This is a genomic window from Ornithinibacillus liuyingii, assembly GCF_055550225.1.
This window is the reverse complement of sequence record NZ_JBPWOS010000013.1, coordinates 75,584-93,110: the sequence shown is the minus strand read 5'-3', so window position 1 is coordinate 93,110 and position 17,527 is coordinate 75,584. Positions and strand designations below refer to the sequence as shown.

Annotated in this window: 13 protein-coding genes; 11 read left to right on the top strand and 2 right to left on the bottom strand. The window is 37.6% G+C overall.

Annotation, left to right across the window (positions count from 1 at the left end; genetic code table 11):
* Nucleotides 1–52: 52 nt before the first annotated feature.
* From ACSKT4_RS16550 to ACSKT4_RS16535, 4 genes are all read left to right on the top strand, one after another.
* Nucleotides 53–1,453, top strand: a complete 1,401-nt coding sequence (locus ACSKT4_RS16550) for a GntP family permease (protein ID WP_186868218.1) — start codon at nt 53–55, stop codon at nt 1,451–1,453.
* 204 nt (nt 1,454–1,657) lie between these two features.
* On the top strand, nt 1,658–1,759 hold the full coding sequence (locus ACSKT4_RS16545) for a putative holin-like toxin (protein ID WP_222618944.1): 102 nt from the start codon (nt 1,658–1,660) through the stop codon (nt 1,757–1,759).
* 242 nt (nt 1,760–2,001) lie between these two features.
* Nucleotides 2,002–3,216 carry an MFS transporter gene (locus ACSKT4_RS16540; protein ID WP_211741103.1) on the top strand — a complete coding sequence of 405 codons (1,215 nt, stop codon included), beginning with the start codon at nt 2,002–2,004 and terminating at the stop codon, nt 3,214–3,216.
* Nucleotides 3,217–3,356: 140 nt separating this feature from the next.
* Nucleotides 3,357–6,527 (top strand): DEAD/DEAH box helicase, encoded by a 3,171-nt coding sequence (locus tag ACSKT4_RS16535; protein WP_211741104.1) that lies wholly within the window; start codon nt 3,357–3,359, stop codon nt 6,525–6,527.
* Between the two features lie 142 nt (nt 6,528–6,669).
* Here the strand turns inward: ACSKT4_RS16535 and ACSKT4_RS16530 are convergent, their stop codons facing one another.
* Together ACSKT4_RS16530 and ACSKT4_RS16525 are read right to left on the bottom strand one after the other, a co-directional pair.
* Nucleotides 6,670–7,965, bottom strand: coding sequence for a hypothetical protein (locus ACSKT4_RS16530; protein ID WP_246521267.1), 1,296 nt, complete (start codon nt 7,963–7,965; stop codon nt 6,670–6,672).
* A 231-nt stretch (nt 7,966–8,196) separates the two neighbouring features.
* A complete protein-coding gene (locus ACSKT4_RS16525; protein ID WP_465823681.1) occupies nt 8,197–9,816 on the bottom strand; it encodes a long-chain fatty acid--CoA ligase in 1,620 nt (539 codons plus the stop codon).
* Between the two features lie 211 nt (nt 9,817–10,027).
* Between ACSKT4_RS16525 and ACSKT4_RS16520 the strand changes: the two genes are divergently transcribed.
* From ACSKT4_RS16520 to ACSKT4_RS16490, 7 genes are all read left to right on the top strand, one after another.
* Entirely contained in the window at nt 10,028–10,975 is a 948-nt protein-coding gene (locus tag ACSKT4_RS16520) for a TAXI family TRAP transporter solute-binding subunit (protein ID WP_186868222.1), read from the top strand.
* Between the two features lie 88 nt (nt 10,976–11,063).
* Nucleotides 11,064–11,594, top strand: coding sequence for a DUF1850 domain-containing protein (locus tag ACSKT4_RS16515; RefSeq protein ID WP_186868223.1), 531 nt, complete (start codon nt 11,064–11,066; stop codon nt 11,592–11,594).
* Complete coding sequence (locus tag ACSKT4_RS16510; RefSeq protein WP_186868224.1) at nt 11,587–13,602, top strand: TRAP transporter permease; 2,016 nt, start codon at nt 11,587–11,589, stop codon at nt 13,600–13,602. Before ACSKT4_RS16515 ends, ACSKT4_RS16510 begins: the two co-directional genes overlap by 8 nt.
* 97 nt (nt 13,603–13,699) lie before the next feature.
* The gene (locus tag ACSKT4_RS16505; protein WP_343221408.1) at nt 13,700–15,049 is read left to right on the top strand and encodes an MATE family efflux transporter; all 1,350 of its coding nucleotides are present in this window, start codon (nt 13,700–13,702) and stop codon (nt 15,047–15,049) included.
* A 138-nt stretch (nt 15,050–15,187) separates the two neighbouring features.
* Nucleotides 15,188–15,784 (top strand): lysozyme family protein, encoded by a 597-nt coding sequence (locus ACSKT4_RS16500; RefSeq protein WP_186868226.1) that lies wholly within the window; start codon nt 15,188–15,190, stop codon nt 15,782–15,784.
* 142 nt (nt 15,785–15,926) lie between these two features.
* Nucleotides 15,927–16,304: a RidA family protein gene (locus tag ACSKT4_RS16495; RefSeq protein ID WP_186868227.1), complete on the top strand. Its 378-nt coding sequence runs from the start codon at nt 15,927–15,929 to the stop codon at nt 16,302–16,304.
* A gap of 13 nt (nt 16,305–16,317) precedes the next feature.
* Nucleotides 16,318–17,490 carry an iron-containing alcohol dehydrogenase gene (locus ACSKT4_RS16490; RefSeq protein ID WP_465823680.1) on the top strand — a complete coding sequence of 391 codons (1,173 nt, stop codon included), beginning with the start codon at nt 16,318–16,320 and terminating at the stop codon, nt 17,488–17,490.
* Nucleotides 17,491–17,527: the final 37 nt, after the last annotated feature.

The following is a 17,527-nucleotide window of genomic DNA, read 5'->3' as shown; positions in this document are numbered from 1 at the left end:
CAGTTTAAAACTGGTGAAATGAAAGCCATTACACTGTTATGGGGGAATAGAAATGGAAGTATCAGGAGTTCAAATGATAATTGGATTAATTATCGGTATTGCATTACTAATTTTCTTTGTATTAAAAACAAAAATTCATGCATTTTTAGCATTATTAATAGCCGCATCTATAACCGGTATCATCGGAGGAATGAGACCTACTGATGTAGTATCTACGATTACTAGTGGATTTGGAAGTACGTTAGCTTCCATCGGTATTATTATCGGTCTTGGGGTTATGATGGGACGAATATTAGAAGTTTCAGGAGCAGCGGAAAAGCTTGCCTACACATTAGTAAAGAAGCTCGGTAAGAAAAAAGAAGAATGGGCTATGGCTGTAGCAGGGTATATTGTTGCAATCCCTATATTTGTTGACTCAGCATTTGTTATTTTACAACCTTTAGTAAAAGCGCTTTCGAAGAAGACTGGTAAATCAGTTGTTGCATTAGGTGTAGCATTAGCTGTTGGATTAGCGGCGACACACCATACGGTTCCACCGACACCAGGTCCATTAGGAGTAGCAGGAATATTTGGTGCAGATGTTGGACTGATGATTTTAACTGGATTATTATTTTCTGTTCCAATCATTATTGTCGGTGTTTTCTATGCAAAATGGATTGGTAATAAAATATATCAACTTCCTGAAGCAGAAGGGGAAGGCTTTGTAAGACCAGACGAAAAAGAAGTATATAAAGAATTTCTAGAGGCGGTGGAAGAAAGAGAACAGAATCTTCCTTCCTTTACGAAAGCAATTATGCCAATTCTTATTCCAATTATTTTAATCTTCCTAAATACTACCTTGGGTGCACTTCAGGATTCAGGGATAGTCGCAATGAATGAAACATTTCTCGATTATGTAAAATTCTTTGGTAATCCTGTAATAGCTGTTGCACTAGGATTAATATTTGCTATTTATACGCTAGCAAACAAGCTCCGCCAAGCTGAAGCATTAGATCGTATGGAAGAAGGTATCAAAACAGCTGGTATTATTTTATTAGTTACTGGTGCTGGTGGAGCACTTGGGGAAGTTCTTCGTGTAAGTGGTACTGGTGACTTTATTGCAGAGCAAGTTGCTACTTGGTCTATTCCAGCTATTTTAGTACCATTCTTTATTGCGACATTTGTACGTTTAGTACAAGGTAGTGGAACAGTTGCAATGGTTACGGCTGCTTCTATTTCAGCACCAATTGTAGCTACATTAGATGTAAATCTTGTACTAGCAGCACAAGCAGCGGCATTAGGTGCTATGGTATTCTCTTACTTTAACGATAGTTTATTCTGGGTAGTAAACCGAATGCTCGGTATTAAGAATGTGAAAGAGCAAATTCTAGTTTGGTCTGTACCAACCACTATTGCATGGGGCGTAGCGTTGGTAATGCTAGTAGCTGCAGATTTCGTTGTTCGTATGTTTTAATCAAAAACTCTCAAGCATCACGATGCTTGGGAGTTTTTTCGTTACAATCTGTGCTGTAGGTGAAAAAGAAACAGCTTAATCGATATAAATAATCCGCTTATGGAATGTGTGCGAATATATGTTCGTGTTTTTGTCAAAGCTATGCTATAATCGGGACAAGATAATGTTCCATAGGTGTTCGGCTTCATCTTATTATTGGAGGTGATGCTACTGAGAATATATGAGGTCATGATGGTGCTTGGAAACTTCGGGACATTGCTGTTAACACTTCTTGCTTTTGTTTACAGCATGATTAACAGAAATTAAAATAGGCCCACCATAACGGAGGACCTACACGAATCATTAGTAGCCGAACCTAAAGGAACCGCTTATCACAGAGTCCAGTGGCAGCTGGACTCTTCTATTATTATGTTTAGTATACCATAACCTGTATCAAATATAGGTAAATATTCACGGTTTCGAAAGGACTTTTATATTTTTTACCCCATTCCTATTCTAGTCATACTCATGTATAATGTATTTCGAGCATCGAAAGAAAGGAGATAAGAATGGGCGCACAACTGGAAGTACAACAAAATGAAGAAATAAAAGAAAAAATTTGGACGCGAGACTTCATTTTAATATGTCTGGCTAATTTTTTTATCTTTTTTGGGTTTCAGATGACATTACCAACACTTCCAATCTTTGTAAAGGAGTTGGGAGGAAGTGATCAGTTAGTTGGTATTATAGTCGGCATTTTTACGTTTTCAGCATTACTCTTAAGACCTTATGCTGGTCACGCATTGGAAACTAAAGGGAGACAATTTATTTATATGATTGGGTTAGGGATTTTTGTCATCTCAATCGGTTCCTTTGCTTTTATTGCAAGTATTACGTTTCTTATTATTATGCGGATTGTTCAAGGTGTAGGTTGGGGTCTATCAACAACTGCGACCGGAACGATAGCGACGGATATCGTTCCTGCTAGCAGGCGTGGTGAGGGGCTTGGTTACTTTGGGCTTTCTGGTAATATCGCGTTAGCTTTCGGTCCAGGGCTAGGACTGGCATTAGTAGGGAAGATTTCATTTGCAACTTTATTTCTAATTTGTGCTGCATTAGGTTTAGTGGCGCTACTTCTTTCTTCAAGAGTCCGGTATAAGAAGGTAGAACAAATCCCTGACAAAGCTGTTACTCCAAGATTTGATGTGTTTGAAAAATCGGCGATTCAGCCTTCTATCTTAGTATTATTTATTACCTTTACATTTGGAGGAATTGCAACCTTCTTACCATTACATGCTATGGATCATGATGTAGCTGGTATTGAATTATATTTCTTTATTTATGCTGCATTCCTATTTATTTCCCGCACCTTTGCTGGAAAAATCTATGATAAAAAAGGGCATGTATACGTATACTTGCCAGGTACCTTCATGATACTAGTCGCCATGATTCTACTAGCCTGGTTACCTAGCACCTTTGTTCTATTAGTTGCAGGGGGACTATATGGGTTAGGATTTGGAACGGTTCAGCCGGCATTACAAGCGTGGGCAGTTGAGAAAGCGGCAAATAATCGGAAAGGAATGGCCAATGCCACCTTCTTCTCATTCTTTGATTTAGGAATTGGATTCGGAGCATTAACCTTTGGTCAAATTGCTTATCTGTTTAATTATAGTACGATTTATCTAACTGGGGCGGTTTCTATCTTCATTTCCATGCTAGTCTATGGATTAATGGTTATAAAAACGAAAAAGGAGCATACAATTAGACAAACGAAGCAAAGTTAATTAAATTGCTTCGTTTTTTTTAGTATAATCTAATCGTTTTTTCGCTATCCTATTTAATAGAATAAGAAGGTTTAAAATTATGTAAATCTCCTTTACAATATAAGTAAAGCATTGTTTTATTAAAGGCAGGTTAATAGAATTTGAAAAAACTTAGTGATATAAATATCCAAAGGCTTTTCCCATCTTTAATCTATAAGCGTGGATTAGAATATTATAACCGTGGACACGTCACGGATTTAGCCTATGACATCAATTATAATGTGTGGACGGCGAGGGTACAAGGTTCGGAAGATTATTTTGTCGAAATCAATATGAAGGACTTAGAGAAGGGTTCAGTAGATACCTATTGTGATTGCCCAGCTTTTGCATCCTACGGGTCTTGTAAACATATTGTTGCCACCCTAATAGCGATTGTCAATAAAGAGGAACCAGAGTCTCAAGCGTTTTCGAATTACGACTATGAGTTGACCAATCGCTTTATTCGTGCGCTTAGTAATATGAGTGATTCATCGGAAGTTACAGATATTCTACCAAAAAGGGCACCGCTTCATCTTGAGTATATAATAAAGTGGTCCTATGATAAAAATTTATTAATCGAATTGAAAGCGGGAACTAATCGAGCTTATGTAGTAAAGGATATTCAGGAATTCATACGTGATGTGCTTGACGGGAATGAGCATTTCTTTACCAAAATGTTTACTTACTCGCCGAGTCAACACGATATACTTCCGGAAGACAGAGAGATATTGGAGATTCTTGGATCGGTCCAAAAAAATGAGAAAATCTATGATGGGTATCATGTATACCATTACCGCGGTAATGTTAGCGATAAACGCTCCCTTATTATCCCTCCTTTAGTTGCGGAAAAGCTACTAGAGAAATTAGTAGAGCGTGATTTTATAGTAGAAGGAACCAATAAATCTTTTACGAATATTTCAATGGAGAAGGGAAAATTACCATATCACTTTGCCTTAAATAAAAATGAACGGAATGACTTGTTATTAACGATGCATGAAGTCGAGGATAGTGTATATTTCAAGAACTATGAAATTTTATTCTATCAAGGCGTTTTTTATTTTCCTTTAAAAGAGCAGATTCCAATTCTTGAGCTTGTAAGTACCTTTGGAAAAATCGATCAGCAATTACCGATTTCAAAAAAACAGGCAGATACGTTCTTGTCAGAGGTACTCCCATCCTTAAAGAAGGTGGGAGAAGTAGAAATTTCAGAACAGGTATCTTCTGAGATTATTCAACTCCCATTACGGGCTAAGCTTTACTTGGAGGCGAAAGATGACTGGATAACCGGTAGATTGGAATATCATTACGGAGAACATGTCATTGATCCATTTAGTGGACGTGAGGAGCATGAAGTTATTATTATCCGTGATGTAGATAAAGAAAAACAGATTATGCAGCTTATTGAGTATGCGAACTTTCATTATAATGGTAGAGAGTTATTTATCGATGCTGACGAAGAAGAATTATATGATTTTCTCTACAAAGTACTCCCAGTGCTAGATGAGTATGTTGAGCTATTTTTAACATCAGAGGTCCGTAATTTTATTATGGAGAATGACCCGATTCCGAGAACGAGTGTTAAAATGGAAGGTTCTAATAATTTGTTAGAAATTGGTTTTGACATAGATGGATTAGATGATCAAGAGATTAATAAAATTTTAGACGCTGTGATTGAGAAAAAGCGTTATTATCGTCTGCAGAGTGGGGAAATGCTTTCTCTTGAAGGGGAAGAATTTATTTCCATTCAGAACTTTTTCCGTGATTTAGATATAAGTAAACAGGATGTACAGGACGGGAAAATCCATATGCCTGTATATAGGGGGACGCAAATTGATGAATTAATTGATACGAAGAAAAGCTATGATCCGGCATTCAGGCAATTATTGCATCAATTAAAGGAACCGGAGGAGCAGCACTATGAGCTTCCGGATAAGCTAAATGCATCATTACGATCTTATCAAAACACAGGATTTCAATGGTTTAAGTCTCTTAGCCAATACCGTTTAGGTGGGATTCTTGCTGATGATATGGGGTTAGGCAAGACATTGCAAAGCATTGCCTTTTTAGCATCAGAGCTTGGGGAACACCCGCATCTAATCGTTGTCCCCTCATCTGTCGTATATAACTGGAAAAATGAGTTTGAAAAATTTGCGCCATCCTTACAGGTTACGATCATGACAGGTAATCCACAGGAGCGCCATGAAAGAATGAATCAAAATAAAGATGCCGACGTGTGGATTACATCCTATGCCACATTAAGACAGGATATCACGCTATACCGGGAATTAAGCTTTCAAACGTTAATCCTTGATGAGGCACAATATATTAAAAACTATGCGACGAAAACATCGAAAGCGATTCGTGAAATTAATGCAAGCAGGCGATTCGCGTTAAGTGGTACACCAATTGAAAACTCTATTGATGAACTATGGGCGATTTTCCAAGTGGTTTTACCTGGCTTAATGCCAAATCAAAAGTCCTTTAAGCAGCTCCCACACGATAAAATTGCAACAATAACAAAACCGTTTATTTTACGTCGCTTAAAAAAGGATGTTCTAAAGGAATTGCCTGATAAGATAGAATCGGTTAGTGTATCGGAGCTTACGGCTCAACAAAAAGAGCTGTATGTTGGCTATTTAAGACAGCTTCAGCAGGAAACCGTTCAATCCTTACAACAAAGTGGCTTCCAGCAAAATAGAATGAAAATCTTAGCTGGATTAACCAGACTAAGACAAATTTGCTGCCATCCTTCTTTATTTATTGAGAATTACGAAGGTCAGTCAGGGAAGCTAGAATTATTAATGGAAACAGTCCGGAATGCGATAGCAAATGGAAAACGTATGTTAATATTCTCCCAGTTTACCAGTATGCATGAAATCATTATCGAGAAGTTAACGGAAGCGGGTATTGATTATTTCTATTTAAGTGGTCAAACTCCATCAAGTGAACGATTAGAGATGAGTGAACGCTTTAATAATGGAGAAAAGAGTGTATTTCTAATCTCGCTAAAAGCGGGTGGAACGGGCTTAAACCTTACTGGAGCAGACACTGTTATCCTATATGACCTATGGTGGAATCCAGCAGTTGAAGACCAAGCAACAGGCCGTGCACACCGATTTGGGCAAAAAAATGTTGTTCAAGTAATCCGTCTCATTACAGAAGGTACTATTGAAGAAAAAATATATGAACTACAACAAAAGAAACGAGAACTCATCGACAAAGTCATCCAACCAGGAGAAACCATGCTATCTTCCCTAAGTGAAGAAGACGTCAGAGAGTTGTTGAGTATATAATGAAATCCCCCTGAAAAGTGCAATTTTCAGGGGGATTTTGATAAGAATGGTAACGTAGATAATTCAATAAAAAAATGACCATAGCCTTGTGTTAGAAACCAACATAGAAAGAATGTACTTTACATTGGGAAGAAATCACCTTTTATATATTTATTTGAAATAACTTTCTAGGGCGCCCTTTAACATAAGGCTTTTCCTCGCCGACAATCTTAATAACATTACCATTCAACAATTTATTCACGGTACGTTCTGCACTTCTCTTCGTAACACGATAATAATTCGCTATATCATTCGAAGAAAATGGTTCATTGTTACGAAGCTGTACAAAATCGATAAAATTATACGAAAGCTCATTATTCAACTTTGCCTTATGAATTAGTGCCTGATACAGCCTGGAAGTATCAAAATGCTTCTTCACTCCAAGCGGACCAATGGTTTCCTGTCTATCATTCACAATATAACAGCTACTATTTGTGTTATGTGTACAAGCATCTAGTGCAAGCTTCGCATGATCCTCAGCTTGCTTGGCAGTTAACCCTAGTCCGAATCCGATTTCAATTGGTGTATTTAAAGCATTTTCTATTTCTTTTATAAGTGGAAAATCTCGATAATGATTAGTAATATGATCGAGCACACCTCTAGTTCCAAAAACAACATAGTGATTTTCGTTATTGGTTAGAACTGATGCATACGTTTTATGTCCGAATTTAAGTAAGATTTGATATAGCTGTAGTTGTAATTCTTTAAGATATAATTCTCCCTTTTCCGCTTTTATTTTATCCATATTCTTAATTCGAATATAACCAGCAACAATTTGCGCGCTCTTCCTCATGTTTAAAATAGTGATATTTTTACATTCCTCTATAGCATTGTCTATATTTCTTTTTGGGGTTGCCATCGGATAACATGGCACTCCTTGTTCCTGTAAGATTTGTTCTACTTCGTATAAGGAAGTAAGTACATAGTCAATTTTTCCTTCTTCAAAAAGCTGTTTATGGTAGCGTGCAATCTGCTCCACATTGACTTCCACGTTTTGTTGATAGCTATATGTATAAATGCTCGTACCTGAAATGTTTAATTCAGATAAAACCTCCGTCACAGAAGCTTCATCAAGCACATCAATGGATAATCGGTGGAGTTGCTGATGATATTTATTTTTTAAATGATAGAACGATGTCAATATCATATACGCATCTAAGTTCACTTGAACAGAAGGTAAACGCTTCTTTTTAATTTTGCTTGCAGCATATAAAAATGGAAGGTTTTCTAAGAATAAATAAACATCACACATAAATGCTTTTTCAACAAGTTCAGTAGTCTCGCTTGCGTTTTGATAAACAAAGGGAATTGCTTCTATTTCCTCGCGATTGGCAAGGTAACTCTGAAATCGATTTATTAAATCATCTCTTCCAAATACAGCAACCTTTATCTTCACCATTATCCCTCCCAAATCGTATTAGGGGTGTAAGTATGCAGGATTCACTTAAGTTAAAGAAAATTCTGTCATTTTACCCCATAAAAAAATAATTAGCGAAATAATTAACGACGGTTTCGTTAATTTATCTTATTCTAAGGAATTTTCATAATATTGTCAAGTTAATAAGCGGTGGAAGTTTGCAGGAAAATTCATAGGAATCTCAACGAATAGACTCCTATGAATCGATATCTATTACCCTTGAGGACTATACCTTGCTTTCACTTGTTCACGGAGTTCTCGTTTAAGGAACTTTCCAACAGATGATTTAGGTATTTCCTCAAAGAATAGAACATCGTCTGGTAACCACCATTTTGGAAACTGTGGTGTTATAAATTCGATAATATCTTCTTTTTTTATCTTATTCTCATATCCCTCATGGAGGACAACACATGCAATCGGTCTTTCTTGCCATTTTTCATCTGGCATCGCTACAACACTAGCTTCGAATACGGCATCATGCGCCATGATAGCGTTTTCAATTTCAACCGAAGAAATCCATTCTCCGCCACTTTTTATTAAATCCTTTGTACGGTCTACGACTTTAATAGTTCCTTCTTCATCGACCGTAACAACATCTCCCGTATGGAACCAACCATCCTTAAAAGCTTCGCCACTCCTAGTGTCTTTATAATATTCGTCTGCAATCCATGGCCCTCGTAAGAGTAGTTCGCCCATTTCTTTTCCATTCCATTCAATCTCACCCTCTCCACCTACGACCTTCATTTGAAGTCCAGGAACAAGAATTCCTTGTCTGGCACGCTCTTTAAATTTATCTTCTGGTGAGAGATTCTGTTGATAGCTTTTAAGACGTGAAACTGTAGCTAGAGGAGTAGTCTCTGTTGCTCCATAGGCATGGTAAAAAGGAATTTGATATTTTTCCTCAAATGCTTTTATTAAGCCTAGAGGTGCTGCAGATCCTCCGCATAATACTGCTCGTAGGCTTGATGTTTCATAGCTTCCTTGTTCTAGCTCTTTGAGTAATCCGAGCCAAATGGTTGGTACACCTGCTGTAATCGTAACATGAAACCGTTCAATAAATTCTGCTAATCGTTTTGGAGTAAAGCGAGGTCCGGGCATTACTTGTGTGGTGCCGAACCATGTACTAGCAAATGGGAGTCCCCATGCATTGACGTGAAACTGTGGTACAACAGGCATCGCAACATCGGATTCCGAGATTGCTGCAGTATCAGCAAGTCCTAACGCAAAGCTATGCAAAACAATAGCACGATGAGAATACACAACTCCCTTTGGCTTTCCGGTAGTAGCGGATGTATAGCACATTCCTGCGGGTTGATTTTCATCAATATCTTTTGTGAATTCATAGGCTGGATCACCAGTTGATAGAAGTTCTTCGTAGGAGTAGAGTGGTTGAATAGTAGAATTAGGGAGCTCGGCTTTATCGGTCATGACAACAAAAGCTTCTACAGTAGTCAAATGTGTGTAAATATGTTCAATAAGAGGTAGTATATCTTCATCAACAAATAATATTTTATCCTCTGCATGATTAATGATATAAATGATATCTTCCGGGGATAACCGAATATTAATCGTATGTAAGACAGCCCCCATTCCTGGTGCAGCGAAGTAAATTTCTAAATGTCGGTGGTGATTCCATGCCAGTGTCCCAACACGATCTCCTTCTTGAATACCTATCTCATGAAGTGCGCTCATTAACCTTCTAGTACGCTGACCAATCTCACTATAGTTTAGTCGATGTAGCTTGTCGTGGGTCTGAGAGATTACTTGTTTCTTTGGAAAAAAATTCTCAGCATGCTCTAATAATGAGCCTACCGATAATGAAACTTGCATCATACGTATCATCTCCTTTAATATAATATAGGGATATGTCTATATAATATCATATTATTTTGATAATTTGTAATAAAATTAATATTTGACTGTAATCTTTGTCGTACTTCAGTTCGCCCTTATTGAAACGGCTTTCACTTTTACCAATAGTTTGACAATAATAGGTATTATTAAGTAAAATATGATTTAGGAATTTATTAAGGGGGAGATTTACATGAAAAAGAAGTATATTCTATCGTTAGCTGTATTACTAGTTCTATCATTAGCATTAGCTGCATGTGGTGGAAGTAAACAGTTAACTATGTTAACTGGTGGTACTGGTGGTACATACTACCCACTAGGAGGACAACTTGCTAGTATTATTTCAGAAAATACGGATTTAGAAGTAACGGCATCAGCTTCAAACGCATCGGCGGATAATATTTCTGACCTTGCTTCTGGTGACGCAGACCTTGCATTTACACAAACAGACGTCATGGCAAATGCGGTAGAAGGCGTTAACTTATTCGAAGGAAGTGCAGTTGATAACGTATTAGCAATTGGTTCTTTATATCCAGAAACAATTCAAATCGTAACAACAGCTAACTCTGGTATTACATCTGTAGAAGATTTAGCAGGTAAGCGAGTATCTGTTGGTGCACCAGGATCTGGTACGTATGTTAATGCACAACAAATTCTAGAAATTCACGGATTAGATATCGAAACAGATATTCAACCACAAAACTTAAGTTTTGATGAATCTACTGATGGAATTCAAGATGGAAATATTGATGCAGCATTTATTACGGCTGGTACTCCTACTGGTAGTGTAGAAGGGTTAGCAGCAACAACTGATATTTCGATTGTTCCAATCGCCCAAGACAAAATCGATGCTTTAATTGCTGATCACCCATATTATGCAGTAGATACCATTCCTGCTGATACGTATACTGGTGTATCTGATGAAATAACTACTGTTGCGGTTCTTGCAATGCTTGCAGTTGCAGACACATTATCAGATGATGAAGTTTACGAAATTACGAAAGCTATCTACGATAATGCAGGCGATATCACACATGATAAAGGGAAGTTAGTAACGAAAGATACTGCACTAGATGGAATTGGAGTTGACTTCCATCCAGGAGCAGAAAAATACTTCAAAGAAGAAGGATTACTAGACTAATTAGATAAAAATATAGTAAGATGGAATAGCCGGCTTTTTGCCTGAATAGGGCTTTATAGCCGGCTGTCCATTTTTAGGTTGTGATTTATTGGCAAAGTATTTTAAGAAGCAATACATTATTGGTTATCTCCTACTGTTAGTCCTATCATTGATACTTTTTGTTCCTTTCCGAACTGCCTTAGTATTCTATAAACAGAATACAAGCCAAGTTGAGGCATACCTTCCTATTGAAGAAGGGGACTCATTTCAAATTATTTTTACACATTCCATTCACTTAACAGATGTAGTCGAACTTTATGAGGTTTTACCAGATGATTCGATTAGGCAAAATGAAATCATTTATGAGCATTATGGGATTGGCATGCCTGCGAATGATAGTGATGGTGGAACTTTCGTATATGAGGATGGAAAAATACATATAAAAGACATGAATCGTGTGTTTCCATCTATCCAAATGCGAAATGGTAAAGTAGTACCAAGACATCGATTAGTATGGGGTGAGGAAGCCGAGCGTATGGTTTGGTTAAAAGACTACTTCGAACCAGGTGCTAGGTTTACCTTGAAAGTCGATAAGCTTTCATTATGGCAACTATTGAAAGGAGTGAAAATTCATGAGTGAAAAAAATGTACACACAAAAGATGAATTAACACCAGAAGAGCAAGAAGCCCTATTACAAAAATATGATCAAGAATCAAATACACGTCGATTAACAGGCATTGCCGCCATTATTGTATTTGTTCTATTGTTATCATTTTCGTTGTTCCAGCTATATACAGGATACTTTGGTGCATACACAGCTTATATTCAACGAACTATCCACTTAGGTTTTGCACTAGTCCTCATTTTTCTATTGTTTCCATCTAAGAAAAGTGGGAATAAGAGAAAGATAGCTTGGTATGATTATATATTAGCTTTATTATCGTTTATCGTATGTTTATATTGGCCGTTATTCTATGATGAAATCGTTCAGAGTATTGGATCCATATCTACTGCTCAAATGATAGTTGGTGGGATTGCAATCCTACTTACATTGGAGGCAACTAGACGTGCAGTTGGACTTCCAATAACCATTATTGCTGGTGCGGCTTTATTATATGCATTATTAGGTCCATATATGCCAGGAATGTTAGCGCATAGAGGACTAAGCTTAAACCAATTAATTAATACGATGTTCTTTACAACAGAGGGTATCCTTGGTACACCGTTGAAAGTGTCATCTACGTATATTTTCTTATTCCTATTATTCGGTGCATTTCTTGTGAAGACGGGAGTTGGAACATACTTTAATGATTTAGCAATCTCCCTAGCTGGTAGAAGAACTGGAGGACCGGCTAAAGTAGCGATTTTCTCTAGTGCCCTTAATGGTACGATCTCTGGTAGTTCTGTAGCCAACACCGTGACAACAGGTGCATATACGATTCCATTAATGAAACGCCTCGGCTACCGTAAAGAATTTGCCGGAGCGGTAGAAGCTGCTTCTTCAACCGGTGGACAAATTATGCCACCGATTATGGGGGCTGCTGCTTTCTTAATGATTGAATTTGCGGGTGTTCCTTATTGGGATATTGCCAAGGCGGCTTTAATTCCTGCGATTCTTTATTTTGCTGGAATTTGGATTATGACTCACTTAGAGGCAAAGAAAATCGGGTTAACCGGACTACCTGAAAGTGAAATTCCAAATAAATTAGAAGTTCTGAAGAAAATTCACTTGTTGCTTCCCATCTTAATAATCATTGTATTTTTATTTATGGGATATTCAATTAATAGAACAGCATTATTAGGTATTCTAGCTGCGATTATCGTAAGCATGTTCTTAAAAGAAACACGAATGACACCTAGGAAGTTTGTGGATGCTTTAACATCCGGTGCTCGTACAGCGTTAGGTGTTGCTGCTGCTACTGCAAGTGCAGGTATTATTGTTGGGGTTGTGACGAAGACAGGCTTAGGTTTAAAGCTTGGTAATGGAATTGTTGATATTGCAGGTGCACTAACGTCCAATATCAATGTTCAATTATTATTAACCCTATTCTTTACTATGATCGCTTCCATTATCTTAGGTATGGGTTCACCTACTACGGCGAACTATATTATTACCTCAACAATAGCTTTACCAGCTATTTTAGCAGTTAGTAATCAACTTGAGTTTGCGATACCAGTATTAGCTGCTCATATGTTTGTATTTTACTTCGGTATTGTGGCAGATATTACTCCGCCTGTGGCATTGGCTGCTTTTGCAGCATCCGGAATATCGGGTGGGGAACCGATTAGAACTGGTTTTAATGCTTCGAAGCTGGCAATTGCAGCCTTTATAATTCCGTATATGTTCGTATTAAATCCAGAGATGCTCATGATAGACACTACTATTGGTGGTGTTATTTGGATTCTAATTACAGCATTAACGGGAATGATTGCGATAGGTGCTGGTCTAATCGGCTACTGGTATAAACGTTTAAATAAAGTGGAAAGAATTATATCTGTATTAACAGGTCTAATGCTTATGTACCCAGAAGGTCATACTGATATTATTGGGTTAGTCATATTTGTAGCCTTACTTGCATATCAGTTTATCTTTAGAGGTAACCGAGGTTCAGGTGAACAAGAACAAGTACAGGTAGAAAGCAAGTAATATAGGAAGGGGAGGTTTCTCGAAGCGAGAAATCTTCCCTTTTGCTATTCAAATGGTACAATAAATGAGTAATTAGAATATGAAAGGTTGTTTTCAAGTGAAAACACAACATGATTTTACGGAAGGCAATATATGGCGGCAATTGATGGTTTTTTCTGGACCGATTATGCTTGCCAACTTGCTTCAAACATCTTATCAATTAGTCGATAGTCTGTGGGTTGGTAATTTACTAGGTGCGGATGCGCTAGGAGCTATAGCGGTTTCTGGTACGATTATATTTACTGTTTTAGCTTTTATTATTGGACTCAATAATGCTGCTCTTACGATTCTCTCCCAACAAAAAGGAAAGAAAAATACAGACGGTTTAAAACGATACTTAAATGCATTCGTTGTATTACTTTCCATTATGTCTATTTCGTTGGGATTAATCGGATTTATCTTTGCAGAAGGGTTATTAACCTTATTAGGTACGCCAAGCGAGATATTAAATCTTGCAACCACTTATTTACAGATTAATTTCCTAGGGATGCTATTCCTGTTTGGTTATAATTTTATTAGTACAGTATTACGAGCATTGGGAGATAGTAAAACACCACTCCGATTTGTCATGATAGCCGTCCTATTAAATTTATTCATGGACCCACTATTCATCGCAGTATTTGATCTTGGGGTAAAAGGTGCTGCTATTGCAACCATTGTTTCTCAAGGCTTTGCATTCCTTTATGGAATTATTCATGTGTTACGGAAAAAGCTAGCACCATTTACATTACCTACAATCCCGCATTGGGGAGAAATTAAACTCATCTTACATCTCGGTATTCCGTCCGGATTGCAAATGTCTGTCATCTCAGCTGGTTCAGCGGCCATTATGAGCGTTGTCACGACGTTTGGCTCCTCTGTTGTTGGTGGATTTGGAGCAGCCCAGCGATTAGATAGCATTATTATGCTTCCAGCACATGCTCTAGGGACCGCTGTAGGTAGTATGGCGGGACAGAATATTGGAGTGAAGAATTGGGAGCGGGTTAATAAAATTGCTAGATATGGTGTAGTGTATAACTTCGCTGTTATGGTTGCTGTTGGGTTGCTTGTTGTCCTGTTTGCGGAATATGCGGTGCGATTATTTATTCAAGAGGAAGATGCGGTTCAATTCGCTACTCAGTACTTAAAAATCATTGCATTATGCTATCCGTTCTTGGGGATAAACTTTATTCTAAATGGTGTAGTGCGAGCAGCGGGTGCCATGTATCCCGTATTAGTACTTAATGTGCTTTCATTCTGGGTACTCAGATATCCACTAACATTCTTGTTCTCCAAGCTTATTGGAGATACCGGTATAGCGGTTGGTATGGGAGTTAGCTTTATAATCAGTAGTGTGTTTGCTTACCTTTACTTTAGATTTGGGAAATGGAGAGAAAAGGTGTTGTTTAAACAGAGAAAACGAGGCTAGTTATGCACAAAATGTGGATAGCCTATGGATAAACGCAATATTTTGTATCGATAATAGACAAAAAACACGATATATTGACAGAGGAGGTCAATGTAGTTGTGGATAACTATATTACTTTATATGGGTTGATGGAGAAGAATGAGAAAGCAAACAAAAAAGGCAATCAAACAGACAATATATGTTGTTGCTATACTAGTTACGATATTTATACTACTTTCGGTATTCACAGCGAAACCAGAGCCGAGAGTGAGTAATGATGTACTGCAATACAAGCCATTAGTTGAAAAGTATGCGGAAGAATATCAAGTCGCCTCTTATGTGAATGTTATGTTAGCCATGATGATGCAGGAATCCGGAGGTAGGGGCACAGACCCAATGCAATCTTCGGAGAGCTACTGTGGCCAAAGAGGTTGTATTGATGATCCGGAGCTTTCTGTTAAGCAAGGGGTATACTATTTCTCGGAAACATTGAAAGCAGCAGATTTTGATGTTGAACTTGCGGTTCAGTCCTACAATTTTGGTAAAGGTTTTATTCAATATGTCCACAACACCACCGGAGCATATTCATTGGAGGCGGCTATTGCATTCTCGCAAGAAATGTATGAAAACGCACCAGATAAGTCAATCTATACATGTTTAAGGGAAGAAGCAAAACAATATAACGCATGCTATGGGGATATTTATTATGTAAGATCTGTTATGGGCTATTTAGAGGAACTAAATGTTTCTTCGTGACGAATTAGGAATAAACCAAATAGTTGTTTTAAAGGAAGGGACCTTATAAAATTAGATTAGTAAGTCTAGAAACGAGTTTCCCCTACTATATGTCGACTTTAGTAGTTGGGCAATTAGTAATGAAAAAGAAGGAGGAGTGCTAATGGTTAAGGAAATATTTACAGAAAAAGCACCAGCAGCGATTGGACCATATTCTCAAGCTATTGATGCTGGAAATCTACTATTTGTATCCGGCCAAATTGGAATAAATCCAGCAACTGGTGAGGTTGTATCTGGCATAGAAGCACAAACTAAGCAAGTTATGGAAAATTTAAAGCATATACTTGCTGAAGCTGAGACTGATTTTTCACAGGTTGCCAAGTTTACTATTTATTTAACTTCGATGGATGACTTTGCTACCGTCAATGATATTTATGGTAGTTACCTACAAAAGCCTTATCCAGCACGTGCTACTATTGAAGTAAGTCGCCTACCAAAGGATGTGCTAGTTGAAATAGATGCAATCGTAGTGAAATCATAAGGAGGACATGCTAATGGATAATTTTTTATATTATAATCCAACTAAATTAATCTTTGGAAAAGGGCAGCTAAATGCGCTTCCAGAGCAAGTAAAACAATATGGTACTAAAGTGTTAATCGTATATGGTGGAGGAAGCATTAAACGTAATGGTGTTTACGATAATGTGGTAGCAAAATTAGCTGAAATAAACGCAGAAGTATTTGAACTGGCAGGAGTAGAACCGAATCCTAGAATATCAACAGTTCGTAAAGGAGTAGAAATTTGTAAGCAAGAGGGGATAGATTTCTTACTTGCAGTTGGTGGCGGAAGTACGATTGATTGTACGAAAGCGATAGCAGTTGGTGCGAAAACAGATATTGATATGTGGGATATTGTTACGAAGAAAGCTTCAGCGACAGATGCACTGCCATTTGGAACTGTATTAACTCTTTCTGCAACAGGCTCAGAAATGAATAGTGGCTCGGTTATTACGAATTGGGAAACGAATGAAAAGCATGGTTGGGGAGCAGCACCATACACCTATCCTAAATTCTCTATTCTAGATCCAGTACATACTTTCTCTGTACCAAAGGATCAGACTATTTATGGTATTGTTGATATGATGTCCCATGTATTGGAGCATTATTTCCATCAGGAAACGAATACTCTCATACAGGACCGTTTCTGTGAGTCTATTCTCATCACAGTGATGGAAACTGCACCGAAGCTATTAGAAGACCTTGAAAACTATGAGTATAGAGAAACCATTATGCTAGCAGGTACTCTAGCTCTTAATAATATGTTAAACATGGGATTTCGCGGAGATTGGGCAACCCATAATCTAGAGCATGCAGTAAGTGCAGTACATGATATCCCACACGGTGGAGGATTAGCCATCCTATTCCCGAACTGGATGAAGCATGTATTAGATGATAGTAATGTATTACGCTTTAAACAACTTGCTGAAAGAGTATTCCAAGTTGATGCAGAAGGAAAAACAGATCGTGAAGTAGCAATAGAAGGTATTAATAAACTTCGTGAATTCTGGAATAGCATCGGTGCCCCATCCAAACTTACGGATTATGATATTGATGAAAGCACTGTTGAATTGATGGCTGAAAAGACAGTTGTAGCAAATACAGCGTATGGGAATTTTAAAAAGTTAACGAAACAAGATTCGATAGAAATTTTCAAAGCAAGCTTATAAAGTACAAAAAAGTGACATATTATTTCCCAGGTAATAA